The sequence below is a fragment of the Stenotrophomonas sp. YJH_SMC_54 genome, from assembly GCF_059368435.1.
In genome coordinates, this window is the sequence record NZ_JCAFRS010000002.1 from 267,534 (window position 1) to 290,535 (window position 23,002).

At 66.9% G+C, this 23,002-nt stretch carries 22 protein-coding genes and 1 riboswitch; of the genes, 11 read left to right on the forward strand and 11 right to left on the reverse strand.

Annotation, left to right across the window (positions count from 1 at the left end; all coding sequences use genetic code 11):
- Nucleotides 1–121 precede the first annotated feature (121 nt).
- Nucleotides 122–224, forward strand: a riboswitch (glycine riboswitch).
- A gap of 62 nt (nucleotides 225–286) precedes the next feature.
- Nucleotides 287–3,154 carry an aminomethyl-transferring glycine dehydrogenase gene (gcvP, locus tag AC5P5S_RS03560; RefSeq protein WP_231336615.1) on the forward strand — a complete coding sequence of 956 codons (2,868 nt, stop codon included), beginning with the start codon at nucleotides 287–289 and terminating at the stop codon, nucleotides 3,152–3,154.
- Between the two features lie 93 nt (nucleotides 3,155–3,247).
- Here the strand turns inward: gcvP and AC5P5S_RS03565 are convergent, their stop codons facing one another.
- The 3 genes from AC5P5S_RS03565 to AC5P5S_RS03575 all read right to left on the reverse strand — a co-directional run bounded on the left by AC5P5S_RS03565 (nucleotide 3,248) and on the right by AC5P5S_RS03575 (nucleotide 5,934).
- A complete protein-coding gene (locus AC5P5S_RS03565) occupies nucleotides 3,248–3,658 on the reverse strand; it encodes a VOC family protein (RefSeq protein WP_005410627.1) in 411 nt (136 codons plus the stop codon).
- Nucleotides 3,659–3,761: 103 nt separating this feature from the next.
- Nucleotides 3,762–5,129 carry an amino acid permease gene (locus AC5P5S_RS03570; RefSeq protein WP_231336616.1) on the reverse strand — a complete coding sequence of 456 codons (1,368 nt, stop codon included), beginning with the start codon at nucleotides 5,127–5,129 and terminating at the stop codon, nucleotides 3,762–3,764.
- 82 nt (nucleotides 5,130–5,211) lie between these two features.
- Nucleotides 5,212–5,934: a helix-turn-helix transcriptional regulator gene (locus AC5P5S_RS03575; RefSeq protein ID WP_005410629.1), complete on the reverse strand. Its 723-nt coding sequence runs from the start codon at nucleotides 5,932–5,934 to the stop codon at nucleotides 5,212–5,214.
- Nucleotides 5,935–6,048: 114 nt separating this feature from the next.
- On the opposite strand from AC5P5S_RS03575, the gene AC5P5S_RS03580 reads away from it, so the two are divergent.
- Both AC5P5S_RS03580 and AC5P5S_RS03585 read left to right on the forward strand, forming a co-directional pair.
- On the forward strand, nucleotides 6,049–8,139 hold the full coding sequence (locus AC5P5S_RS03580; protein ID WP_231336617.1) for a catalase: 2,091 nt from the start codon (nucleotides 6,049–6,051) through the stop codon (nucleotides 8,137–8,139).
- Nucleotides 8,140–8,161: 22 nt separating this feature from the next.
- Entirely contained in the window at nucleotides 8,162–8,653 is a 492-nt protein-coding gene (locus AC5P5S_RS03585) for a hypothetical protein (protein ID WP_012480990.1), read from the forward strand.
- A 9-nt stretch (nucleotides 8,654–8,662) separates the two neighbouring features.
- Here AC5P5S_RS03585 and AC5P5S_RS03590 read toward each other — a convergent pair whose 3' ends face one another.
- Complete coding sequence (locus tag AC5P5S_RS03590) at nucleotides 8,663–9,403, reverse strand: alpha/beta fold hydrolase (RefSeq protein WP_005414175.1); 741 nt, start codon at nucleotides 9,401–9,403, stop codon at nucleotides 8,663–8,665.
- 140 nt (nucleotides 9,404–9,543) lie between these two features.
- On the opposite strand from AC5P5S_RS03590, the gene AC5P5S_RS03595 reads away from it, so the two are divergent.
- Together AC5P5S_RS03595 and AC5P5S_RS03600 are read left to right on the forward strand one after the other, a co-directional pair.
- Nucleotides 9,544–10,083 carry a hypothetical protein gene (locus AC5P5S_RS03595; protein ID WP_005414174.1) on the forward strand — a complete coding sequence of 180 codons (540 nt, stop codon included), beginning with the start codon at nucleotides 9,544–9,546 and terminating at the stop codon, nucleotides 10,081–10,083.
- Nucleotides 10,084–10,097: 14 nt separating this feature from the next.
- A complete protein-coding gene (locus AC5P5S_RS03600) occupies nucleotides 10,098–10,388 on the forward strand; it encodes a hypothetical protein (protein WP_044570698.1) in 291 nt (96 codons plus the stop codon).
- Between the two features lie 89 nt (nucleotides 10,389–10,477).
- Here AC5P5S_RS03600 and AC5P5S_RS03605 read toward each other — a convergent pair whose 3' ends face one another.
- On the reverse strand, nucleotides 10,478–12,604 hold the full coding sequence (locus AC5P5S_RS03605; RefSeq protein ID WP_231336618.1) for a methyl-accepting chemotaxis protein: 2,127 nt from the start codon (nucleotides 12,602–12,604) through the stop codon (nucleotides 10,478–10,480).
- 232 nt (nucleotides 12,605–12,836) lie between these two features.
- On the opposite strand from AC5P5S_RS03605, the gene AC5P5S_RS03610 reads away from it, so the two are divergent.
- Both AC5P5S_RS03610 and AC5P5S_RS03615 read left to right on the forward strand, forming a co-directional pair.
- Complete coding sequence (locus AC5P5S_RS03610) at nucleotides 12,837–13,799, forward strand: L,D-transpeptidase family protein (protein WP_088436301.1); 963 nt, start codon at nucleotides 12,837–12,839, stop codon at nucleotides 13,797–13,799.
- A 4-nt stretch (nucleotides 13,800–13,803) separates the two neighbouring features.
- Nucleotides 13,804–14,481, forward strand: coding sequence for a M23 family metallopeptidase (locus tag AC5P5S_RS03615; RefSeq protein WP_043034524.1), 678 nt, complete (start codon nucleotides 13,804–13,806; stop codon nucleotides 14,479–14,481).
- Here the strand turns inward: AC5P5S_RS03615 and AC5P5S_RS03620 are convergent.
- From AC5P5S_RS03620 to hflK, 5 genes are all read right to left on the reverse strand, one after another.
- Nucleotides 14,417–15,079 carry a hypothetical protein gene (locus AC5P5S_RS03620; protein ID WP_111189063.1) on the reverse strand — a complete coding sequence of 221 codons (663 nt, stop codon included), beginning with the start codon at nucleotides 15,077–15,079 and terminating at the stop codon, nucleotides 14,417–14,419. The two genes, AC5P5S_RS03615 and AC5P5S_RS03620, sit on opposite strands and share 65 nt — an antisense overlap.
- 117 nt (nucleotides 15,080–15,196) lie before the next feature.
- Nucleotides 15,197–16,489 (reverse strand): adenylosuccinate synthase, encoded by a 1,293-nt coding sequence (locus AC5P5S_RS03625; RefSeq protein ID WP_005410639.1) that lies wholly within the window; start codon nucleotides 16,487–16,489, stop codon nucleotides 15,197–15,199.
- 321 nt (nucleotides 16,490–16,810) lie between these two features.
- The gene (locus AC5P5S_RS03630) at nucleotides 16,811–16,996 is read right to left on the reverse strand and encodes a DUF2065 domain-containing protein (RefSeq protein ID WP_005410640.1); all 186 of its coding nucleotides are present in this window, start codon (nucleotides 16,994–16,996) and stop codon (nucleotides 16,811–16,813) included.
- Between the two features lie 67 nt (nucleotides 16,997–17,063).
- Complete coding sequence (gene hflC / locus AC5P5S_RS03635; RefSeq protein ID WP_005414169.1) at nucleotides 17,064–17,927, reverse strand: protease modulator HflC; 864 nt, start codon at nucleotides 17,925–17,927, stop codon at nucleotides 17,064–17,066.
- Nucleotides 17,924–19,057, reverse strand: a complete 1,134-nt coding sequence (gene hflK / locus AC5P5S_RS03640) for an FtsH protease activity modulator HflK (RefSeq protein WP_005414168.1) — start codon at nucleotides 19,055–19,057, stop codon at nucleotides 17,924–17,926. Before hflK ends, hflC begins: the two co-directional genes overlap by 4 nt.
- A 153-nt stretch (nucleotides 19,058–19,210) precedes the next feature.
- Between hflK and AC5P5S_RS03645 the strand changes: the two genes are divergently transcribed.
- Nucleotides 19,211–20,206: a YhdH/YhfP family quinone oxidoreductase gene (locus AC5P5S_RS03645; protein ID WP_062607925.1), complete on the forward strand. Its 996-nt coding sequence runs from the start codon at nucleotides 19,211–19,213 to the stop codon at nucleotides 20,204–20,206.
- Nucleotides 20,207–20,294: 88 nt separating this feature from the next.
- Nucleotides 20,295–20,666, forward strand: a complete 372-nt coding sequence (gene pilH / locus AC5P5S_RS03650; RefSeq protein WP_005410644.1) for a twitching motility response regulator PilH — start codon at nucleotides 20,295–20,297, stop codon at nucleotides 20,664–20,666.
- An 88-nt stretch (nucleotides 20,667–20,754) separates the two neighbouring features.
- Here the strand turns inward: pilH and AC5P5S_RS03655 are convergent, their stop codons facing one another.
- Nucleotides 20,755–21,648, reverse strand: a complete 894-nt coding sequence (locus AC5P5S_RS03655) for a DnaJ C-terminal domain-containing protein (protein ID WP_005410645.1) — start codon at nucleotides 21,646–21,648, stop codon at nucleotides 20,755–20,757.
- 260 nt (nucleotides 21,649–21,908) lie between these two features.
- On the opposite strand from AC5P5S_RS03655, the gene AC5P5S_RS03660 reads away from it, so the two are divergent.
- Entirely contained in the window at nucleotides 21,909–22,391 is a 483-nt protein-coding gene (locus AC5P5S_RS03660) for a peroxiredoxin (RefSeq protein ID WP_062607928.1), read from the forward strand.
- A 29-nt stretch (nucleotides 22,392–22,420) separates the two neighbouring features.
- A complete protein-coding gene (locus tag AC5P5S_RS03665; protein WP_005410647.1) occupies nucleotides 22,421–22,996 on the forward strand; it encodes a ferritin-like domain-containing protein in 576 nt (191 codons plus the stop codon).
- Nucleotides 22,997–23,002: the final 6 nt, after the last annotated feature.

Consider the following 23,002-nt stretch of genomic DNA (forward strand, 5'->3'; position numbering starts at 1 on the left):
AGGTCCGAAGGCGGCCGCCGCGCCCGCAACGGGCTATAATCGGCGGGCAACACGGTGGGAGAAGCGGAACACCGCTGCCGAAGGCGCAACGCCCGTAATCGCTCAGGCCCGATACCACCCGTAACACAACTCTGGAGAGACCGGTTCGATCCGGCGCCGAAGGGGCACGAAGCTGCGGTCCGCCGCGCTTTTAAACTCTCAGGCAAAAGGACAGAGGGGCGCCCCGCAGACCGCCGACCGGCGGCTTGTGCCCGTGCGTGTGCCCTTTCCTGACGGATCCTTCGCCATGTCCCAGAACACCCCTTCCCTGCGTGAGCTCGAGCACCACAACGCGTTCGTCGAGCGCCACATCGGCCCCAACGACGCCGAGATCGCGCAGATGCTCGACGTCGTCGGCCACGCGTCGCTGGATGCGATGACCGATGCCATCGTGCCGGCCAAGATCAAGTCGCCGGCGCCGCTGGCGCTGCCGGAGTCGATGACCGAAGTGCAGGCACTGGCGAAGATCCGTGCGATCGCCGACAAGAACACCGTGCTGCGCAGCTTCATCGGCCAGGGCTACTACGGCACCCACACGCCGAACGTGATCCTGCGCAACATCCTGGAAAACCCGGCCTGGTACACCGCCTACACCCCGTACCAGGCGGAAATCTCGCAGGGCCGCATGGAAGCGCTGATCAACTTCCAGACCCTGTGCGCCGACCTGACCGGCATGGAAATCGCCAACGCCTCGCTGCTGGACGAAGCCACCGCCGCTGCTGAAGCGATGACCCTGGCCAAGCGTTCGGCCAAGTCCAAGTCGGACACCTTCTTCGTGCACGACGCCGTGCATCCGCAGACGCTGGAACTGCTGCGTACCCGCGCCGAGCCCATGGGCATCGTGCTGCGCGTCGGCACCCCGGCCGAAGCGCTGGAAGCGGAAGCCTTCGGCCTGCTGCTGCAGTATCCGGATACCTTCGGCCAGGTGGGCGACTACAAGGCGCTGGTCGATGCCGTGCACGCACGCGGCGGCCTGGTGGCCGTGGCCACGGACCTGCTGGCCCTGACCCTGCTGGCCGCCCCGGGCGAATGGGGCGCGGACATCGTGGTCGGCAACAGCCAGCGTTTCGGCGTGCCGTTCGGCTTCGGTGGCCCGCACGCCGCCTTCATGGCCTGCCGTGACGCCTACAAGCGCTCGATGCCGGGCCGCCTGATCGGCGTTTCGGTCGATGCCCAGGGCAACCCGGCCTACCGCCTGACCCTGCAGACCCGCGAGCAGCACATCCGCCGCGAGAAGGCGACTTCCAACATCTGTACCGCGCAGGTGCTGCTGGCGGTGATGGCCTCGATGTACGCCGTTTACCACGGCCCGGACGGCCTGACCCGCATTGCCCGCCGCACCCATCGCCTGGCCTCGATCCTGGCCGCGGCGCTGCGCAATGCCGGCGTGCAGGTTGGTGGCGACTTCTTCGACACCCTGCATGTCACCGGCGTGCACGCCGATGAGATCCATGCCAAGGCCCGCGCCGCCGGCTACAACCTGCGCGCGATCGACAGCGACTCGGTCGGCATCAGCCTGGACGAAACCACCACCCGCGCCGACATTGTTGCCGTGGCTGCCGTGTTCGGTGCCACGCTGGATGTCGATGCGCTGGATGCCAGCACCGCCGATGCGCTGCCGGCCGGCCTGCTGCGCCAGTCCGCGTTCCTGACCCACCCGGTGTTCAACACCCACCACAGCGAGCACGAACTGCTGCGCTACCTGCGCTCGCTGGCCGACAAGGACCTGGCGATGGACCGCACGATGATCCCGCTGGGCTCGTGCACGATGAAGCTCAACGCCACCGCCGAAATGATCCCGGTGACCTGGCCGGAGTTCTCGCAGATCCATCCGCTGGTGCCGGCCGACCAGGCGCTGGGCTACAAGGAACTGATCGATACGCTGGAAGCGATGCTGGTCGAATGCACCGGCTACGACGCGGTCAGCCTGCAGCCGAACTCCGGTGCACAGGGCGAGTACGCCGGCCTGCTGGCGATCCGCGCCTACCACCGCTCGCGCGGCGAAGGCCACCGCGACATCTGCCTGATCCCGGATTCGGCGCACGGCACCAACCCGGCCTCGGCGCAGATGTGCGGCATGAAGGTGGTGGTCACCAAGACCGATGCCAACGGCAATGTCGATGTGGAAGACATCCGCCTCAACGCCGAGAAGTACAGCGACCGCCTGGCCGCGATCATGATGACCTACCCGTCCACGCACGGCGTGTTCGAGGAAGAGGTGGTCGAGATCTGCGAGATCATCCACCAGCACGGCGGCCAGGTGTACACCGACGGCGCCAACATGAACGCCCTGGTCGGCGTGGCCAAGCCCGGCAAGTGGGGTTCGGACGTTTCGCACCTGAACCTGCACAAGACCTTCTGCATCCCGCACGGCGGCGGCGGCCCGGGCGTCGGCCCGTGCGCGGTCAAGGAGCACCTGGCCCCGTTCCTGCCGGGCAAGCTGGGTGACAACGGCCCGGTCGGCATGGTCAGCGCCGCCAGCTTCGGCAGCGCCTCGATCCTGCCGATCAGCTGGATGTACATCGCGATGATGGGCCGCGAAGGCCTGCGCAAGGCCACCCAGGTCGCGCAGCTCAACGCCAACTACATCGCCAAGCGCCTGGCCCCGCACTTCAAGACCCTGTACACCGGCCGCAACGGCCTGGTGGCACACGAGTGCATCCTCGACGTACGCCCGCTGGAGAAGACCAGCGGCATCGGCGCCGAGGACGTCGCCAAGCGCCTGATCGACTTCGGCTTCCACGCCCCGACCCTGAGCTTCCCGGTGGCCGGCACGCTGATGGTCGAACCGACCGAGAGCGAATCGCTGCACGAGCTGGACCGCTTCATCGACGCGATGATCCAGATCCGCGAGGAGATCACCGCGATCGAAGACGGCCGCCTGGACCGCGAGGACAACCCGCTGAAGAACGCGCCGCACACCGCCACCGCGGTGACCGCCAGCGAGTGGACCCACGCCTACCCGCGCGAACTGGCTGCCTTCCCGCTGGCCAGCCTGAAGCAGAGCAAGTACTGGCCGCCGGTGGCGCGCGTCGACAACGTGTACGGCGACAAGAACGTGATGTGCGCCTGCATCCCGGTCGATGCCTACAAGGATGATGAAGTCGAGGCTTGATTCCTCGCGGCATCGGTAAAGAGAACGGCCCGCGCAAGCGGGCCGTTTTCATGAGGGCGGGTGGACCAGGGTCCACACCCACGGTAATCCCGATCACGGGTCCGGCATCTGCCCCAGGCTCAACTGCCACGACACGCCGAAGCGATCCTGCACCCAGCCGTAGCGGTTGCTGAAGTCATAGTCGCCCACCGGCATCAGCCAGTGGCCGCCCTCGCCCAGCACGCGCGCGGCGCGCTCGAACTGCTCGGCGCCGGAGCACTCGACGAACAGCGAGATCGACGGGCTGAAGGTGAAATCGTGCACGTCCAGGCTGTCAAAGCACAGGTAGTGGGTGCCACCGAGCAGGAAGATGGCCTGTCGGACCTGCCCGGGCACGCCGGCACCGGCGCCGTCCGGATGGCGCTGCATTGCCAGCAGGCGGAAATCAGCGAAGGCCTCGGCGTACAGGGCCAGCGCGGCCTCGGCCTGGCCGGTAAACATCAGGAAGGGGCGACTGCGCAGCATGCGGTACTCCCGGTCGACGGGCCGATGACGGCCCACACGATCAGGATGGCACGGCAGATGTGCAGCCCCCGTGGTAGTGCCGGCCGCTGGCCGGCAGCTTCAGTCACGCCTCGCGCATGCGCCGTGCGATGGCGCTGCCGGCGGCGATCGTGGCGGTCAGCGCCACCATCGACAGGAACTGCAGGCGGGTGTGCGACTCGCTCAGCAGCAGGCCGAAGATCAGCGCCAGGATCGCCAGCGCGCAGCAGGTCAGCCACGGGAAGCCCGCCATGCGGAACGGCAGCCGGGTACCCAGGCGATCCGCGCGGCGGCGCAACACCAGTTGCGAGACCAGCGACAGCGTCCACACCAGCAGGCAGGTGGAACCGACGATGTTCAGCAGCACCGGCAGCACCCGGTCCGGGAACAGCAGTTCCATCACCGTGGCGGCGAAACCGAACAGCACGCTGGCCAGCACAGCAATCACCGGCACCTGGCGCGGATCGGTCCAGCCCAGCACCGCCGGCGCTTCGCGGCGCTGCGCCAGTGAATACATCATGCGCGAGGCGCCGTAGAGGTTGGCATTGAGTGCCGACAGCAGCGCGATCACCGCGATCAGGGTGATGGCGGTGCCGGCACCCGGAATACGGGCAATGTCCAGCACGGCGGCGAACGGCGACTTCAACGCTTCGCTGGTCCACGGCACGACGGCGATGATCACGCTCAGCGAGCCGATGTAGAACACCAGGATGCGCCACGCCACGGTGCGGATGGCACGGGCGATGCTGCGTTCCGGATCTTCGGTCTCCGCCGCCGCAACGGCCACGATCTCGGTGCCACCGAAGGCAAAAACGACAACCAGCAGTGCAGCGCCAATACCGGCCAGGCCCTTCGGCGCGAAGCCACCATGCTCGGTGAAGTTGCTCAGGCCCGGCGAGGTCACCTGCGGCAGCCCGCCCATCAGCAGCGCCACGCCGATGGCGATGAAGGCCAGGATCGCCGCCACCTTGAGGATGGCGAACCAGAATTCGAACTCGCCGAAGTTCTTCACCCCGAGCAGGTTGATCGCGGTGAAGAACAGCATGAAGGCCAGCGCCGCCATCGGTACAGGTACTGCTGGCCAGACCGTGGCCAGCAGCCCGGCCGCTCCCACCGCCTCGGCGGCGATCACGATCACCAGCTGCACCCACCACAACCAGCCGACGGTGGCACCGGCGGTGGCGCCCATGGCATCGGCGGCATAGACCGAGAACGCGCCGCTGGTCGGTTTGGCCGCCGCCATTTCGCCCAGAGCGTTCATCACGATGATCACCAGCGCGCCGGCGACCAGATACGACACCAGGACCGCCGGACCGGCCGCCTGCACACCCACGCCCGAGCCGAGGAACAGGCCGGCGCCGATGGCGCTGCCCAGGCCCATCATGATCAGCTGGCGGGGCTTGAGCGAATGTCCGAGGCGGGACGGTGAAGCGGTCGGAATCGAGTTGGGCATCGGCAGGGCTGGCGGCGGGCTACAGGGGCGACACCTTACCCTGTCCCATGCCCGCGGGGATAGGCACAGCGCAGCAGGCGGCTCAGGCCAGTGCCGGCTCTCCGACGCTGCCACCAATACGGGCGCGGTAGGCACGCGGCGAGAAACCGGTTTCAGCCTTGAACTTGCGGGTGAAGGCGCTCTGGTCGCTGAAACCGCAGGCCTGGCCGATGCTGGCGATGCTCTCGTCACCGTGCAGCAGGTGCATGGCCATCTGGATCCGCAGCCGGGTCAGCACCTGCTGCGGGGTCATCTGGAACACCTTGCGGAAGCTGCGCTCCAGCTTGGACAGCGAGAAGCCGGTGATGTCCAGCAGGGTCTGCATGCGCACGTTCTCGGCGTAGTGCGCGTTGAGGTGGGCCAGCGCCAGCCGCAGCTGCTCGTACTGGGTACCCAGGCTGTCCTTCTGGCCAAGGTCGCGGGAAATGCCGATCAGGCCCTCGATGGCCCCATCGACCACCAGCGGGCGCTTGCAGGTCAGGCACCAGCCCGGTTCGCGGTTGGCGAACAGGTGCAGCTCCATCAGGTTCTCGATCACCTCACCGGCCAGCACGCGGGCGTCCTGGTCCACGTAGTCCGCGCTCAGCCCGGTCGGGTAGATCTCCGCCGCGGTACGCCCGATCACGTCCTTGCGGGCGCGCAGGCCCAGCCGCCGCAGCATGGTCTGGTTGACGTGGGTGTAACGCCCCTGAAGGTCCTTGATGAAGAACAGCACATCCGGGATGGCGTCGAACAGGGCTTCGATGTCGGCGGGCTCGACTCGCATGGAGCAAGCATACCCGAGCCTGCTTTTGCCTGTACGTTCACCTTTGCCGGACCTCGGTTTAACGGGCCCGGTTCCAGTGTCGTGGTTCTCTTTGAGCATCCGGAGCCAACGTCAATGGCCGCCAGCAAGCCGACCGGCAAGCGCGCAACCACCCACGCCGAGAACCACCACCGCGGCAACGGCGATGAACTGCACCAGCAAGCCGGGGGCAGTCATCCGGCGATGACCACCGATCAGGGCATCCCGGTGGCAGACAACCAGAACTCCCTGCGCCAGGGACCTCGGGGGCCTACGCTGCTGGAGGACTTCATCCTGCGCGAGAAGATCACCCACTTCGACCATGAGCGCATTCCCGAGCGCATCGTGCACGCCCGCGGCAGCGCTGCGCATGGCTACTTCGAGTTGACCCGATCACTGAAGGCGCATACCCGCGCGCGCATCCTGACCGAGGTTGGCGTGAAGACACCCGTGTTCACCCGCTTCTCGACCGTGGCCGGTGGCGCAGGTTCGGTGGACACCCCGCGCGACGTGCGCGGCTTCGCGGTGAAGTTCTATACCAGGGAGGGCAACTGGGACCTGGTCGGCAACAATATCCCGGTGTTCTTCATCCAGGACGCCATGAAATTCCCGGACCTGGTGCACGCGGTGAAGATGGAACCGGACCGTGCCTTCCCGCAGGCCGCGTCGGCCCATGACACGTTCTGGGACTTCATTTCGCTGATGCCCGAATCGATGCACATGATCATGTGGGCGATGAGCGACCGCGCCATACCGCGTTCGCTGCGGATGATCGAAGGCTTCGGTGTGCACAGCTTCCGCCTGCTGAACGAGGCCGGCGAGTCAACGTTCGTCAAGTTCCACTGGCGGCCCAAGCTGGGTATCCAGTCCACGGTCTGGGACGAAGCATTGAAACTGCAATCGGCCGACAATGACTTCCATCGCCGCGACCTGTTCGAGGCCATCCAGCGCGGCGACTTCCCGGAATGGGAACTGGCGGTGCAGTTGTTCACCGAAGAAGACGCCGACGCATTCCCGTTCGATCATCTGGACCCGACCAAGATCATTCCCGAATCGCTGGTGCCGTTGCAGGTCATCGGGCGCATGGTGCTGGACCGCTGGCCGGACAACTTCTTCGCCGAGACCGAGCAGGTGGCTTTCTGCCCGGCCAACGTGCCACCGGGCATCGACTTCAGCAACGACCCGCTGCTGCAGGGGCGCCTGTTCTCCTACCTGGACACCCAGCTGCTGCGCCTGGGCGGCCCGAACTTCCACCAGATCCCGGTGAATGCGCCCAAGTGCCCGTTTGCCAATCATCAGCGCGACGGCCACATGCAGATGCAGGTTCCCAAGGGCCGGGTGGCCTACGATCCCAGTTCGCTGCAGGAGGACACCCCGCGCGAGACGCCTGTCGGATTCCGCAGCCATGCCAGCGCCGACGATGGCCGCAAGGGTCGCACCCGCGCGGAGAGTTTCGCCGACCACTACAGCCAGGCCCGCATGTTCTTCCGCAGCCTCGAAAAGCCGGAGCAGGCGCACCTGGCATCGGCGCTGGTGTTCGAGTTGTCCAAGGTGGAAACGCTGAAGGTGCGGGTACGCACCGTCAGCCACCTGCGCAACATCGATGACTCACTGGCGCAGCGCGTGGCCGATGGTCTGGCGTTGCCTGCACTGCCCGACCCGGCGCCGACCGCTACCCCAGTGCGGGACATGCCCCCCGCCCCCGAAGTGCGGGTGATCGGTCGCAACAAACCCACCCTGCAAGGGCGCTGCATCGGCATCCTGTTCGATGAGGGTTCTGATGCCCGGATCATTGCCAGCCTGAGCAAGGCAGCCAGGAAAGCAGGTGCGGATGTGAAGCTGGTCGCCCCCAGAGTGGGTGGCGCCACGCTCAGCGATGGCGCGCTGCAGGCGGCGGATGGGCAACTGGCGGGCACCCCGTCGGCCGTGTTCGATGCAGTAGCCGTGGTGCTCAGCCCGGAAGCGGCGAAGGCCTTGTCGAAAGAGAGTGCAGCCATCGAATTCGTCAGCCAGGCGTGGGCGCACCTGAAGGCCATCGCCAGCGATGCGGGCGGCCAGACGCTGCTGAAGGCGGCAAGGGTCGGCAACGACGCCGGCATCGTCGAAGCGGAAGACGCCAAGGCATTCCTGGCGGCGGCCGCCACCCGCCAGTGGGCGCGCGAACCCAAGCTGCGCCTGCTGGCCTGACTACAACAACAGGAGAACTGTCATGCCCCGTGGTGACAAATCCGCATACTCCGATAAACAGAAGCGCCAGGCCGAGCACATCGAGGAAAGCGAGCGCGAGCGCGGTGCCAGCGAAGGCACGGCCGAGCGCATTGCCTGGGCGACCGTGAACAAGCAGGATGGTGGTGGCAAGCGTAGCGGCAGCGCGCGCAAGGGTACGAAGAAGGCGACCAGCAAGAAGGCTGCCAAGAAGGCGCCTGCCAGGAAGTCGGGCACAAAGAAGGCCACGACCAAGACGACGGCGGCGAAGAAGGCACCGGCGAAGAAGACGACAGCCAGGAAGGCGGCGGCAAAGAAGGCACCGGCTCGCAAGACAGCCACAAAGAAAACCGCAAAGAAGACAGCGGCCAAGAAGGCCGGTACAGCCGCCTCGCGCAGTGCTGCAGCGAAGAAGGCGGCGAAGACACGTGCGGCGAAGAAGACCGTGCGCAAGGTGGCGGCGAAGAAGGCCGCGCGTACCCGCGCGCGCGGCTGAGTCCTTCGATCAGGGCGACAGCGTCCTCATCCACGCGGCAACTTCGGCTGCGGCTGCGTCAGCGCGTGCCTGCAGCAGCAGATGCGGCCCTTCCAGCGAAACATGCCGGGCATCCGGCAAAAGGGCCTGCAGTTCTGCCACGCTGGGCGGCCACAGCAGGCGGTCATGGCACGCGTGCAGGCACAGCGTCGGCACGTCGATTGCCGGCAGCAATGCGCGTACGTCGACGCGCAGGGTCGCTGCGGCGCGTTGCCGCAGTGTGGCCGCCGGAATCCGGGCCAGCGCATCGCGCAGCATCGACAGGTGCTCGCGGGTGCGCCACCGCCCCAGCAGCAGGCGCGCCAGCAACGCCACGGGAGGCAGAGGCCAGGCCGGCGTCAGCAGGGCTGCGCTGGCTGCCGGCAATGGCACCGGCCGACACGCAAAGGTCGCGGCAAGCACCAGTCCGCGCAGCCCGGCGGGCTGTCGCGTGGCCAGTTCAACCGCCAACGGGCCCGAGAAGGACTCGGCAAGCAGGATGAAGGGATGGCCGGGCAGCTGCGACCACAGCCGTTGGGCCAGCGTGGCGTGATCCTGCCCTCCCTGCGCAGGCAGCGTAATCGCCTGCGTCGTCAGCCCATGAGCCTGGAGTGCTGACAGAAACGGGATCGACAGCCTGCCGGAGCCATCCAGCCCGGGCAGCATCAGCACGTGCTGCGGCGTGGGTGATGCTGAATCACAGCCCGGCTTTTCCTCGCTCCCGATTCCCATGTCACCTCCTTTGCTGGCAAGCATCGCCCACATCGGCAGGCAGCGGAACCTCCGCTCCGGCTCTCCTGCTGCTTTGCCGGTCAAGGTTGAGCGATACTGCCCGCTCTGCCGCGGGACGCGGCTGCCAAGGAGAGCCTCTGATGCGATGGACCTACGCGCTGGCCATGATGGCCATGATGCTGCCACTGAACAGTTCCGCCAACGATGGCTGGATAAACGGGGCAGGCAAGGCGATGCCGGAGACCGATGCCATGAAATCCAGCGGTGGCTTTGCGGCATCGCTGCTGGTCACCTCCGATGCCGACTGGCAGGCCAAGTGGGAGACCCCGCCAGAGACCACTCCCGGTTTTACCCAGGCCGACGAAGTCCACCCGGGCGGTGAATTGTTCCTGCTGACATTCCTGTCCAACCCGCAACTGGATGAGAACCGCGTACCCAAGGTGCACTGCGATCTGCGCATGCTGCGCCCGGACGGCACTACCAGCATCGACGAACGCGATGTTCCCTGTTTCACCGCTGCCCTGCCCGGCCCGCCAACCCTGTTGTACATGACCAACCTGCACCTGAAGTTCGTGGCCGAGGCCAGTGATCCGAAAGGCACGTGGACTGCGCAGGTGGTGGTCAGGGATCTGCTGCGGAATGTGAGCCTGCCTCTGCAGGCTCACTTCGACGTCCGTTGAACGGAGGCGTGCGGATGAAGATGCGGCGATTACTGAGCTGGACCGGTCTTGCGCTTTGCGTGGTCTACCTGCTGTTGACCGCATGGCTGGTTCACGGCGCGCAGTCGGATGCGGACCCGAAGGGGGCCTATATCCTGATGTCGCTCCCCATCACCCTGCAGTCTGCTGCACTCGATGCCATCGGCGCAGGCAGCCTGCTGTACGGCAAACCCTGGTCGACCGCGTATGCAGTACTGGTTCCGCCAACACTGCTGTTGCTGTACGCAGCCGGCTGGCTGATCGAACGCGCCGCGGGCGGCCGCTAGCCAGCGGCACCGACCGGTTGCGTGCATGCGGTGCCCTGCATGCGGGGCATCGCATGCAGGGCGTCATCCAACATCCAGTCGCAGGTTGCTTACGCCGCCTGCGCAGGCACGATGGGCATGCGCGCGCCCTGCTCCACCTTGAACACCGCCACCGACGTGGTCAGCGCATGCGCCTGTTCTTCCAGCGCGCGGCTGGCGGCAGTGGCTTCTTCCACCAGCGCAGCGTTCTGCTGGGTCACCTGGTCCATCTGCACCACCACCTGGTTGACCTGCTCGATACCGGCGGCCTGTTCCTTGCTGGCCGCTGCGATGTCGCTCATCAGCTGCGTGGTGCGCGAGCTGGCCTGGGCCACGCGGGCGATCGCGGCTTCCGATTCAACGGTCACCGCCAGGCCACTCTTCACCTTGGCAGCGGCGTCTTCGATCAGCTCCTTGATTTCCTTGGCGGCGACACCGGCACGCTGTGCGAGCGTGCGTACCTCGCTGGCGACCACGGCAAAACCACGGCCCTGCTCACCTGCACGCGCGGCTTCAACCGCAGCATTCAGCGCCAGGATGTTGGTCTGGAACGCGATGCCGTCGATCACGGTGGAGATTTCCGAGATGCGTGCCGAGGACTGATCGATCTCACCCATCACCGACGCCATCTGCGCCATCGCCTGCTCGGTTTCGCGTACGGCGGCACCGGCGGCATGCGCTTCACTGTCGGCCTGACGAGCGAGCTCGGCATTCTGGCGCACAGTCGAGGTCAGTTCCTCCATCGATGCGGCGGCTTCTTCCAGGTTGGCGGCCTGCTGCTCGGTGCGGCGCGACAGGTCGTTGTTGCCGGCGGCCAGTTCCTGCGCCGCGTTGTTGATGCTGTCGGCGGCCACCTGGATGCCACGCACGATGCCGGTCAGCTGCGCGGTGGTGGTGTTGGCGTCGTCACGCATGCGGGCGAATACACCGTCGTACTCGCCGTCCATGCGTGCAGTCAGGTCGCCGTGCGAGATCGCGCGTAGCACGTCGGAAACGTCGGCGATGCTGGCCTGCGAACTGGCCATCATGCCGTTGAGGTGCTCGACCATCGCCTTGAACTGGAACTGGAACGCAGCGGCATCGCCACGCATGCTGAAATCACCGGCGCGCGCGGCCCGGGCCAGTTCATCGATCTGCGCGTTGATCGCCATCAGGCTCTGCTTCACTGCCGCCAGAGTGCGGGTCAGCGTGCCCTTCTCGCCCGGGTAGTCCGGCAGGTCGCGGCTGAGGTCACCGATGGCGTAACGCTGCATCACTTCAGCCATCAGCAGTTCCACCTGCACGTGCGATTCGACCAGGCTGTTGGTGGCCTGCACCATGCGGCCGAAATCGCCGGGGAAGGCGCTGGCGTCCATGCGGTAGCGGATCGCACCCGCCTCGTGCTGTTCGGCCATCTGCAGCTGTGCGCCGATCGCCGCCTGCACGCTCTGGCGCACGCTGGCCATCGCCTCGCCCAACTGGGTCAGTTCGTCACGGCCGCCGAGGCGGAACTCCTGGTCCAGCTGGCCCTTGGACAGGCGTTCGGCCAGGTTCACCGCGCGGGCCAACGGGCCGGTCAGGCTGCGGCCGATCATCACCGAGGCACCGATGCCCACCAGCAGCGCGACGCCGCCCAGCACCAGCAACTGCAGCAGGCTACGCTCGCCCAGGCGGATTGCCTCGGCAGCAGCCTCACGGCTTTCCTTCTCCTCGAAGTCCACGCCATCGGACAGCGCCTTGTTCCAGCCGTTGGCGGCTTCCTGCACCGGGCCCAGGGTCAGCGCCACGGCGCCCGGGTAGTCGCCCTGCTCCATCAGTTCGCTGGTCTGCTTGTTGAGCGGACGCGCGATGGCACGCTTGGCGGCGATGGTTTCGGCAATGGCCTTGCCCTCGGCGTCGCTGGGCAGCGCCTGGTAGGCCGTCCAACTGGCCTCATAGCGCTTGACCAGATCGGCGATGCGCTGCTCATCATGGCCACGATCATCGCCCTGGCGGATCAGCATCTCGCGGCGAACGACCATCATCTGGTTGTTGGCATCGAGCATCTGCGAGAGCAGGCGCACTTTGGCCACGCTGACATCGACCACCTGCTGCATCGCGCGCTTCTGCACGACACTGGCGGTGGCGCCGGTGGCCACCACGGCCGCAACCAACAGCAGCAACAGGCCAAAGCCCAGCCCAAGACGCCAGGCAACCCTGACATTCCTCAAGTAGTTCATCGGTACATCCAAAACGGGGGGATGTGGCGTTATCGGCGGCCCGCCAGGCAATCTTGATCGCCAACCGCCAATGGCGTGGGGCACCATTCACCTTGGTGAGCCCTTGGCCGGCGGCACCCTCGCGGGGACGGTGGCGCAACGACCCGACTGCTCATGCAGACGTCAGGTCTCTTTCACGGCGGCTCGGCGCGGCCTGCAGGCAAGGTGGTGGCGTCATCTGCTGGAGTTCCCAATGCCATTACCCGTGTATCGATCCACCCTGCTCGCTCTCTCGCTGCTGGCATCGCCGGCGTTCGCGCAGGCACCGCCGCCTGGTCTGCCCGCCCCCATTGCCGAGAAGGCCGGACCGGACACCGCAGCACGTTCCGCCCTGCATGCCCAGGTGCTGCTGGATCGCGCGAATTTCTCGCCCGGCCAGATCGACGGTGAAGTGGGCAGCAACCAGCGGCGCGCGGTGTCGGGTTTCCAGGCGGCGCACGGCCTGACCGTCACCGGTGAACTGGACGACGCGACCTGGCAGGCCCTGCAGGCTGATACGGTCCCCCCCCTGGCCAGCTACACGCTGACCAGCGAGGATGTCGCCGGGCCGTTCCAGGCGGTGCCGAAGGGCCCCGCCGCACAGGCCAAACTGAAATCGCTGGGCTTCAACAACGTCGAAGAGTCGCTGGGCGAACGCTTCCACGCATCCCCTGAGCTGTTGAAGCTGCTCAATCCGGGCGTGGATCTGAGCAAGGCGGGCAACCGCATCCAGGTGCCCAATATCGCACCATCGCCGCTACCGAAGGCGGCCAAGGTGGTCGTCGACAAGTCCGATTCCAGCCTGCAGCTGCTGGATGCGCAAGGCAAGGTGATCGCTCAGGTGCCGGTTTCCTCCGGCAGCCAGCATGATCCGCTGCCGATCGGCGAATGGAAGATCCTGGGCGTGTATCGCGACCCGCCGTTCCACTACAACCCCAAGCTGTTCTGGGATGCGCGCAAGGGCGAAAAGAAGGCGACACTGCCGCCGGGCCCGAACAATCCGGTCGGCCGGGTCTGGATCGACCTGTCCAAGCCACACTACGGCCTGCATGGCACGCCCGAGCCCGGCCATGTCGGCAAGACCGAGTCACATGGTTGCGTGCGCATGACCAACTGGGATGCGCTGCGCGTGGCCGATGCGGTGGATACCTCCGTCCCCGTGGTGATGCAGGAGTGAGCCGATGCGTCTTTCGCAGCTGATCGTGCTGGGCGTGCTGCTGGGACTGGGGGCCGGCTGGTGGCTGCGCCGCGATGCAGGCGAGCCGGTAGCCGCCTCGCTGCCGGAAGCACAACCGGCAGCCGCTGTGGCGCCGGCCAAGGGATCGGTAGCGCCGCTCGACACGGCCCCTGCCCCCGCCGCCACCGCACCGTCAGCCGCGCGGACTGCGGATGCGCCGTCGGGTCTGCTGCTGCCGGTACAGGGCGTCCTGGCCTCCCAGCTGCGCGACACGTTCACCGATGCGCGCAGCGAAGGCCGCGTGCACGATGCCATCGACATCATGGCCACCGCCGGTACGCCGGTGCTGGCAGTGGCCGATGGCACGGTGGAAAAACTGTTCAACAGCGAGCGCGGTGGCCTGACGATCTACCAGTTCGAGCCCAGTGGCCGCTGGTGCTACTACTACGCGCATCTGCAGCGCTACGCCGATGGCCTGGCGGAGAAGCAGGTGATCAAGCGCGGAGACGTCCTCGGCTATGTCGGCAGCACCGGCAACGCCAGTGCCGAGGCTCCGCATCTGCACTTTGAAGTGCACGTGCTGGGGCCGGAGAAGCAGTGGTGGAAGGGGGAATCGATCAATCCGTATCCACTGCTGAATCCGCCTGCTTCGAAGCCCGGTGCTGCCAGCGCCGCAAAGTGAACGTGAACACCGCCAAGGCAGCTCCTGGAATCAGCAGGAGCAGTGCCGCCACTTTCCAGAAGAAGAACGGCCACAACCAGACATAATCCAAGTCAGTCAGCTTCAACAGGTCCAGTGGCGGCTGCAGCTCGACGGTGGCCGCGCGATCGGCCAGCGCCGGGTCCACCTCCAGCACGGTTAGCCGCACCCATGAGCGGCCGCGTGGCAATGCATCGCCGCGACCATAGCCGAAGTAGGACGCCATGAGGCCGCTGGACTCAACCGAAGCCAGCCCACGATTGATGCCCTGTCCGGCCACTCCCGAACGCTCCCCTGCGCGGAAGTCTCCATGATCGGTCGGAGTTTCGATGCGCAGCAGCACCTCGGGGTCAGCGTCCGTACCGTCCGCGGCATAGCGCAGGCGCAGCCGCAGTTGATCATCGATGAGGCGGTAGACGGTGATCTGGGCGGTTGCGCCAGGGCTCAGCACCAACGGCACCGTCTGCGTGCGCGAAGCCAGGGTATTGGCTGCCGCGCCCAGCACCAGTACCAGGCAGGCGATGCCCCACAGGCTCCACAACACCCACAGGGTGATCCGCACGACCGTTTCGCCCTTCACGCTGACATCCTGGTCATCGCTTTGCTTCCTCGCCGACCCCGCTGACACAGTAACGAAAAAGCCCCGCTTGCGCGGGGCTTTTCCTGTCACCTACGCCGGGCAGCGCCCGGCGTTACCTCAGGCAAACGGATCCTGCAGGACCATGGTGTGGTCGCGGTCCGGGCCGGTGGAGACGATGCTGATCGGGCAGCCGGCCAGCTCTTCCAGCGAACGCAGGTAGGCGCGCGCAGCCGGCGGCAGGTCGTCCCAGTTGGTGATGCCGTGGGTGTTCTCGCTCCAGCCCGGGAACTCCAGGTACACCGGCGTGCACTCTTCCCAGCCCTGCGCGTCCAGCGGCGCGTACTCGGTGCGCTTGCCGTTGTATTCGTAGGCGATGCAGACCTTCAGCTTTTCCATGCCGTCCAGCACGTCCAGCTTGGTGATGCACAGGCCGCTGATGCCGTTGATGGCCACGGCACGCTTCAGCGCGACGATGTCCATCCAGCCGCAACGACGCGGACGGCCGGTCGACGCACCGTACTCGGCGCCGCGGTCACGGATGCCCTGGCCGACTTCGTCGTCCAGCTCGGTCGGGAACGGGCCACCGCCGACGCGGGTGGCGTAGGCCTTGGCGATGCCCAGCACGTAGTCGATCGAATCGGCGCCGACGCCGGAACCGGCCAGCGCGCCACCGACGGTGGTGTTGGAGCTGGTGACGTACGGGTAGGTGCCGTGGTCGATGTCCAGCAGCGCGCCCTGCGCGCCTTCGAACAGCACGCGCTTACCCTGCTTGCGCAGGTCGTGCAGGATGCCGGCCACGTCGGACTTCATCGGCTGCACGTATTCGCCGAAGGCCAGCGCTTCGTCGAAGGTCTTCTGGAAGTCGACCGCATCGGTGTTCAGATACTTGGTCAGCACGAAGTTGTGGTAATCCAGCGCGGTGCGCAGCAGTTCTTCCAGCTGCTTCGGGTAATGCAGGTCGGCGATGCGGATGCCGCGACGCGCCACCTTGTCTTCGTAGGCCGGGCCGATGCCACGGCCGGTGGTGCCGATCGCCTTGCCACCGGCAGCGCGCTCGCGCGCCTGGTCCAGGGCGATGTGGTACGGCATGATCAGCGGCGCGGCCGGAGAGATCTTCAGGCGCGACCGCACTTCCACGCCGGAGGCTTCCAGCTCGGCGATTTCCTTCTGCAGCGCGGCCGGCGAGATCACCACGCCGTTGCCGATCAGGCACAGCGCGTCGTCACGCAGGATGCCCGACGGGATCAGGTGCAGGACGGTCTTCTTGCCATTGATGACCAGGGTGTGGCCGGCGTTGTGGCCGCCCTGGAAGCGCACGACGGCGCCGATTTCCTCAGTGAGCAGATCGACGATCTTGCCCTTGCCTTCATCGCCCCACTGGGCACCCAACACTACGACAGACTGACCCATGACGGGCTCCTCGATTTGTTGCGGCCATCGGGGCCGCGGACGGGTAAACCGTGGCGGGGCTGGCCAGCACCTGCAAGGCGGCTCCAAACGGGGAGCGGCCGGCGATGGAAGGCCCAGACACGGAAAAAGCCGAACGGGGAGGCCCGTCCGGCTTTTGTGCATTATCCGGGTTTCCGGGGTCGGGTGCCACCTTTCCGACGGGCGGCTTTACCGGCCGGTCAGCCGCCCCGCCCGGTCGTGCCGGCCGCTCAGGCCCCGCCCGGTAGTGCCGGCCGCTGGCCGGCAATCCCAGGATGCCGGCCAGCGGCCGGCACTACCCTGCTAGTGGCGGGCCCACCACAGCAGGCTCAGGCCGGCCAGCAGCACCAGCCCGCCGAAGCTGCGCAGGGCCGGGCTGGGCAGGTCCAGCAGACGTTCGGCCATGCGCTTCCAGGCGAACGGTGCGACGAACAGGAACAGGCCTTCCAGCACCGCGACCAGGCAGACAGCGGCAAACAGATCTTTCATGGGGGACTCCGGAAAAAGCACGGGGCCCGGCATATGGCCGGGCCCCGTGGGGTACTGCCCTGCGACCTCAGCGGTCGTTCTTCAGGTACTGCAGGAACGGGTCGTTCTTGTCGAGCACGATCACGCCGTTGCCGTCGGTCATGGAGCCACGGTAGGCCTCCAGGCTGCGGTAGAACGCATAGAACGACGGATCGGCCGAGCCGGCCTTGCCGTAGATGCGGGCCGCCTCGGCATCGCCTTCACCGCGCAGGCGCTGGGCATCACGCTCGGCCTCGGCGATCAGCACGGTGCTGTCACGGTCGGCCTGGGCGCGAATGGTCAGCGACTGCTCCTCGCCCTCCGCGCGCAGCTTTGCGGCTTCCTGCTTGCGCTGGGCACGCATGCGCTCGTACACATCGTTGATCACCTGGCTGTCGGTCGGCAGGTCCACCTGCTTGATGCGCAGGTCGATCATCTGCATGCCCAGGCCGGCCACCGCTTCGTTGATCCCCTTCAGCTGCTCGGCGATCAGCTCGCTGCGGTCGCCGGAGACCAGCTGCTGCAGGGTGCGCGAGTTGATCTGGTTGCGCAGCGAGTCGGTGATGATCGGTGCCAGGCGGGCGTTGGCGATGCGCGGATCGCCGCCGGTGGCACGGAAGTAGTCACCCACGTTGGAGATGTAGCCGATGGCGAAGAAGTCGACGCTGACGTCCTTCTGCTCGGCGGTGAAGTAGCGCGCCGGCGCGGTGTCGAGCACCTGGAAGCGGCGGTCGAAGACCTTCACCGTTTCCACCACCGGCACCTTGAAATGCAGGCCCGGCTTGATGTCCGAACGCACCACCTTGCCCAGGTTCAGCACCATGGCGGTCTGGTCCTCACGGACCACGTACACCGAGCCGAGCAGGCCCAGCACGACCGCCACGATCACGGCGATCCAGATAGGACTCTTCATCGGCTGCCCTCCTCACGGCCGCTCGGTCGCCCGGTCGGGCGGCCCACCGGCCGGCCCGGATCACGGGAAGCTTCCGTCGCTGCACCCGGCAGCGACGGCATCACCACGTCCGGGTTGGCCACTGCGGCCGGAGCCGACGTGCTCGGACGGGTATCGCCGGTCATCGGCACGTAGATCAGCTGGCGGCCATCGCCACCGATCACCTTGCGGTTCTCGCTCAGCACCTGCTGCACGGTCTCCAGCCACAGGCGCTTGCGGGTCACTTCGGGGGCGTCCTTGTACTGGGCCTGCAACAGGCTGAAGCGCTGCGCGTCACCCTCGGCCTTGGACACCACGGCCTGCTTGTAGCCTTCGGCGGTGGTACGGGCGCGCGAGGCCTGGCCCCGGGCTTCCGGCACGACCTTGGCGGCGTAGGCCTGGGCTTCGTTGATCAGGCGTTCCTTGACCTGCTGGGCACCGTTGACCTCGTCGAAGGCCGGCTTCACTTCCTCCGGCGGACGGGCGTCCTGCAGGGTCAGGCCGGTCACGGTCAGGCCGGTCTTGAACGCCTTCAGCAGCGCCTGCAGGCGCTCCTCGGCAGCCACGGCCAGCGGGCCACGGTTGTTCAGCACGGCGTTGAGATCGGCGCGGCCGACTTCCTCGCGTACGGCGCTCTGCGCCGACTGCTCCAGCACCTGGTTGGCATCGACGGTGCCGAACAGGTACTGCTGCGGGTCGTCGATGCGGTACTGGACGTTCAGCGAGACGTTGACGATGTTCTCGTCGCGGGTCAGCACCGGCACCTGGATCGAGAAGGTCTTGATCTCGGTGGCGTTGACCTTGGTGACCGATTCGATCGGCCACGGCAGCTTGAAGTTCGGGCCGGGCTGCAGGATGCGCGAGAACTGGCCGAAGCGCAGCACCACGCCACGCTGCTGTTCGCCGATCAGCTGGAAGCTGGAGAACAGCACCAGCAGCACCACGGCTGCCACCACCCAACGCACGATGCCGCCGTCGAACAGGTCCTTCAGCGGCCCGGGCAAACCGCCCCAGCCACCACCATTGCCACCGCCGCGCGACCCGAACGGCCCGCGTCGATTGTCCTCGGGGCCTTGTCCGCCCTTGTTGCCGCCGGGTGTATTCCAGGCCATGCACGCTCCATCAAGATTTGGGCTGCGGCGCGGGCCCTTCCCGCACCGCCAGCCGTGAAACCATCACCGATCATACAAGATGGGGCGGATCGGCAGGATCGAAAGGGGGGCAACGGGGTAAGGTGGCGTTTTCCTCGAAGTCAGGCAACGCCGATGGTCCCCACCACCCCGTTCACCGCCTTCCGCATCGAAAACGACGACGCCGGCTACCGCAGCGGCCTGGTCCGGCTCGGGGTCGACGACCTCAACCCCGGCCAGGTGCTGATCCGCGCCCACTGGTCCTCGGTCAACTACAAGGACGCGCTGGCCGGTACTGGAAAAGGGAAGATCCTGCGCCGCTTCCCGCTGGTGGGCGGCATCGATGTGGCCGGCACCGTGGTCGCCAGCACCGACCCGGACTGGCGTGAAGGCGACGCGGTGCTGGCCACCGGCTGCGGCCTCAGCGAGACCCGCGACGGCGGCTACAGCCAGTACGTGCGGCTGGAATCGCGCGCGGTGATCGCCCAGCCGGCCGGGCTGACCCCACGCGAGGCGATGGTGCTGGGCACCGCCGGCTTCACTGCGGCGCTGGCCCTGCTGCGCATGCAGGACAACCGCCAGACCCCGGAACTCGGCCCGCTGGCGGTCACCGGTGCCAGCGGCGGTGTCGGTGCGCTGGCGCTGTCCATCTTCAGCCGTGCCGGCTACAGCGTGCACGCGGTCAGCGGCAAGCCGGACCAGGCAGGATTCCTGCGCAGCATCGGCGCCACCGAGGTCCTGCCGCGCGACGCGCTGGCCGACACCGGCGCGCTGCAGTCGGCCCGCTTCGGGGGTGGCCTCGATAATGCCGGAGGCGACATGCTGGCCAGCCTGCTGGCGCAGACCGTGCCCTACGGCAGCGTGGTCAGTGCCGGCCTGGCAGCCAGTCCGACGCTGGACATGACGGTGATGCCGTTCATCCTGCGCGGTGTCTCGCTGCTGGGCGTGTCCTCGGCCAATGCGCCACGCGGACTGCGTGAGGAAGTGTGGTCGCGGCTGGGGAGTGACTGGAAGCCGCAGCACCTGCACCGCATCTGCACCGCCGAAGTCGGCCTCGATGGCCTTCCTGCCGTGTTCGAACGGATGCTGGCGGGCGGTTCGCTGGGTCGCACCGTGGTGCGGATCGACTGAACGTCGCAGGCAGGCGACGGACGGCAGACGCGGCCCTCCCGCCGGTAATGGGCCCGCACTACACTGCGGGCATTACATGGGGAACAACATGGCACGCATTCTGATCGTCGACGACTCACCGTCGCAGCTGTTGGGGATACAGCGCATCGTCGAGAAGCTCGGGCACCAGATCCTGACCGCCACCGATGGCGCCGCCGGGGTCGAAACCGCCAAGGCCGAGCTGCCCGACCTGGTCCTGATGGACGTGGTGATGCCCAACCTCAACGGCTTCCAGGCCACCCGTACCCTCGCCCGCGACGAGGCGACCCGGCATATCCCGGTGATCCTGGTGACCACCAAGGACCAGGACACCGACCGCATGTGGGGCATGCGCCAGGGCGCCAAGGCCTACATCACCAAGCCGTTCTCGGAGGACGAGCTGTCCGAGGTGCTGGAGCGCGTGTTCGCGGGCCAGGGCTGAGACGCGCGCGGTAGTGCCGGCCGCTGGCCGGCAACCACGCATCACCGTCCAGGGCAATGAAGTTGCCGGCCAGCGGCCGGCAGTACCTTCAAATGGTCTCGCCGAACGCCTTGGCCAGATTGCGGTACGCCTTCTTCTGCGCCTCATCGGTCGCAGCCGGGGCCACGATCTCGATCTCGACGATCTGGTCGCCATCCGGGTTGCCCGGCAGGCCACGCCCGCGCAGGCGCAGCTTGCGGCCGGCATCGGAATCGGCCGGAATCTTCAGTTCCACCGCGCCGCCCAGGGTCGGCACGCTGATGCTGGTGCCCAGCGCGGCCTGCCACGGCGTGAGCGGCAGCGTATAGAGGATGTTGCGGCCATCGACCTCGAACTGCGGGTGGGCGGCGTATTCCACTTCCAGCAGCAGGTTGCCGCCATGGTTGCCCTGCCCTGCCAGGCGGATCACCTGGCCCGGGCGGATGCCCTTGGGCACGCGCACGTCCAGCTGCTTGCCGTTGACGGTGATGCGCAGGCTGTCGCCGCTGTAGGCCGCTTCCAGTGGCACCGACAGCTTGGCGCGGGTATCGCGGTTGGGCGCATGGCCCTGGCTGCTGAAGCCCGGACCGGCCCCCGCGCCCGCTCCACCGCGCTGGCGCGCGAACAGGCTTTCGAAGAAGTCGCTGAAGCCGCCGTTGGGGCCGCCGCCACCGAACACTTCCTCGAAATTGAAACCACCGGCGCCGCCGTAGTTCGGCGGCACGTTGAACTCCTCGCCCGGGCGATAGCCCTGCGCGCGCAGCTGGTCGTAGGCCGCGCGCTTTTCCGGATCACGCAGCGCCTCGTAGGCCTCGTTGACCGCCTTGAACTTGTCTTCGGCCCCAGCCTCCTTGCTGACGTCCGGGTGGTACTTGCGTGCCAGCCGGCGGTAGGCGGTCTTGATCTCCGCCTCGCCCGCGCTCGGTTCCACCCCCAGGGTGGCGTAGTAATCCTTGAATTCCATCCAGCTACCTCGATTCGCTTCGGCCGCGCCGGTGGCGCCGCCCCGGGTTCATTCTACGCGCCTGCGAGGCTACGCCGCCCCTCGTGCGGCCCCGGTGAGGCCGACTGATCCTGCGCAATGCGGCTGCCATCCCCGTGCGCCACGCTGTGGCTGGAAGCCCCTGCCACAAAGCCGGAAGATGGGGCCTGCACACCGGGTTTCCAATGTCTTGACGCCCCTGTCCCATCCGGCCCACTAGCCTGCCCCAGCAAGGAGTTCCCATGACCATCCATGTCGGTGACCGCATTCCGGAAGTGACCCTCAAGCGCATCCGCGAGGGCATTGAAACGCTTGATACGCATTCGTTGTTCGATGCGCGCAAGGTGGTGCTGTTCGCCGTGCCCGGTGCGTTCACCCCGACCTGTTCGGCCCGTCACCTGCCCGGCTACGTCGAGAAGTTCGAGGCCTTCCGCCAGCGCGGCATCGACGTCTACTGCGTGGCGGTCAACGACCCGTTCGTGATGAAGGCCTGGGCCGCCGACCAGCACGTGCCCGACGGCCTGCTGATGCTGTCCGACGGCAATGCAGAACTGACCCGCGCGCTCGGCCTGGAGCTCGACGCCAGCGCCTCGGGCATGGGCATCCGCTCGCGCCGCTTCGCACTGTACGTGGTCGATGGCGTGGTGCGCGCGGCGTGGGTCGAACAGCCCGGCCAGTTCGAAGTGTCTTCGGCCGAGTACGTGCTGGAGCACCTGCCCACCTGATTCTCCACCGCAAGAGGAAACGGCCAGCCATGTCCAGCAAGCCAGCCAAAGCCAGCAAGCCCGCCGCGAACGTTCCTGGCATCAGCGATCGCGCAACCCTGCGCGAGCGCGCCCGGCGCAACCTCGAAGACGGCGCGATCACAGACAGCTACAGCGCTGACCGCGAGGTGGTGATCAAGCTGCTCAACGACGCACTGGCCACCGAGTACGTCTGCGTTCTGCGCTACTACCGGCACTACTTCATGGCCAAGGGCATGCTGGCCGACGCGGTCAAGGCCGAGTTCCTGGAACATGCACAGCAGGAACAGGCGCATGCCGGCAAGCTGGCCGAGCGCATCGTCCAGCTGGGCGGCGAGCCCGACCTCAATCCGGATACGCTGACCGCGCGTTCGCACGCCGAATACAAGGAAGGCAGCGACCTGCGCGACATGGTGCGCGAGAACCTGGTGGCCGAGCGCATCGCCATCGACAGCTATCGCGAGATGATCAACTTCATCGGCGACCGCGATACCACCACCAAGCGCATCCTTGAAGAGATCCTGGCGCAGGAGGAAGAGCACGCCGACGAGTTCGCCGACCTGCTGGATGGGTGGATCGGGGAATAGCGGCCC

Coding starts and splice junctions, on each gene's coding strand:
- pilH (WP_005410644.1), top strand. CDS start 20,295: ATGGCACGCATTCTGATCGTCGACGACTCACCGTCGCAGCTGTTGGGG.
- AC5P5S_RS03565 (WP_005410627.1), bottom strand. CDS start 3,658: ATGCTGCGCAGTCGCCCCTTCCTGATGTTTACCGGCCAGGCCGAGGCC.
- AC5P5S_RS03625 (WP_005410639.1), bottom strand. CDS start 16,489: ATGGGTCAGTCTGTCGTAGTGTTGGGTGCCCAGTGGGGCGATGAAGGC.
- hflC (WP_005414169.1), bottom strand. CDS start 17,927: ATGAAGAGTCCTATCTGGATCGCCGTGATCGTGGCGGTCGTGCTGGGC.
- gcvP (WP_231336615.1), top strand. CDS start 287: ATGTCCCAGAACACCCCTTCCCTGCGTGAGCTCGAGCACCACAACGCG.
- AC5P5S_RS03665 (WP_005410647.1), top strand. CDS start 22,421: ATGTCCAGCAAGCCAGCCAAAGCCAGCAAGCCCGCCGCGAACGTTCCT.
- AC5P5S_RS03600 (WP_044570698.1), top strand. CDS start 10,098: ATGAAGATGCGGCGATTACTGAGCTGGACCGGTCTTGCGCTTTGCGTG.
- AC5P5S_RS03610 (WP_088436301.1), top strand. CDS start 12,837: ATGCCATTACCCGTGTATCGATCCACCCTGCTCGCTCTCTCGCTGCTG.
- AC5P5S_RS03580 (WP_231336617.1), top strand. CDS start 6,049: ATGGCCGCCAGCAAGCCGACCGGCAAGCGCGCAACCACCCACGCCGAG.
- AC5P5S_RS03570 (WP_231336616.1), bottom strand. CDS start 5,129: ATGCCCAACTCGATTCCGACCGCTTCACCGTCCCGCCTCGGACATTCG.
- AC5P5S_RS03630 (WP_005410640.1), bottom strand. CDS start 16,996: ATGAAAGATCTGTTTGCCGCTGTCTGCCTGGTCGCGGTGCTGGAAGGC.
- AC5P5S_RS03590 (WP_005414175.1), bottom strand. CDS start 9,403: ATGGGAATCGGGAGCGAGGAAAAGCCGGGCTGTGATTCAGCATCACCC.
- AC5P5S_RS03605 (WP_231336618.1), bottom strand. CDS start 12,604: ATGAACTACTTGAGGAATGTCAGGGTTGCCTGGCGTCTTGGGCTGGGC.
- AC5P5S_RS03575 (WP_005410629.1), bottom strand. CDS start 5,934: ATGCGAGTCGAGCCCGCCGACATCGAAGCCCTGTTCGACGCCATCCCG.
- AC5P5S_RS03645 (WP_062607925.1), top strand. CDS start 19,211: ATGGTCCCCACCACCCCGTTCACCGCCTTCCGCATCGAAAACGACGAC.
- AC5P5S_RS03595 (WP_005414174.1), top strand. CDS start 9,544: ATGCGATGGACCTACGCGCTGGCCATGATGGCCATGATGCTGCCACTG.
- AC5P5S_RS03660 (WP_062607928.1), top strand. CDS start 21,909: ATGACCATCCATGTCGGTGACCGCATTCCGGAAGTGACCCTCAAGCGC.
- AC5P5S_RS03585 (WP_012480990.1), top strand. CDS start 8,162: ATGCCCCGTGGTGACAAATCCGCATACTCCGATAAACAGAAGCGCCAG.
- hflK (WP_005414168.1), bottom strand. CDS start 19,057: ATGGCCTGGAATACACCCGGCGGCAACAAGGGCGGACAAGGCCCCGAG.
- AC5P5S_RS03615 (WP_043034524.1), top strand. CDS start 13,804: ATGCGTCTTTCGCAGCTGATCGTGCTGGGCGTGCTGCTGGGACTGGGG.
- AC5P5S_RS03655 (WP_005410645.1), bottom strand. CDS start 21,648: ATGGAATTCAAGGATTACTACGCCACCCTGGGGGTGGAACCGAGCGCG.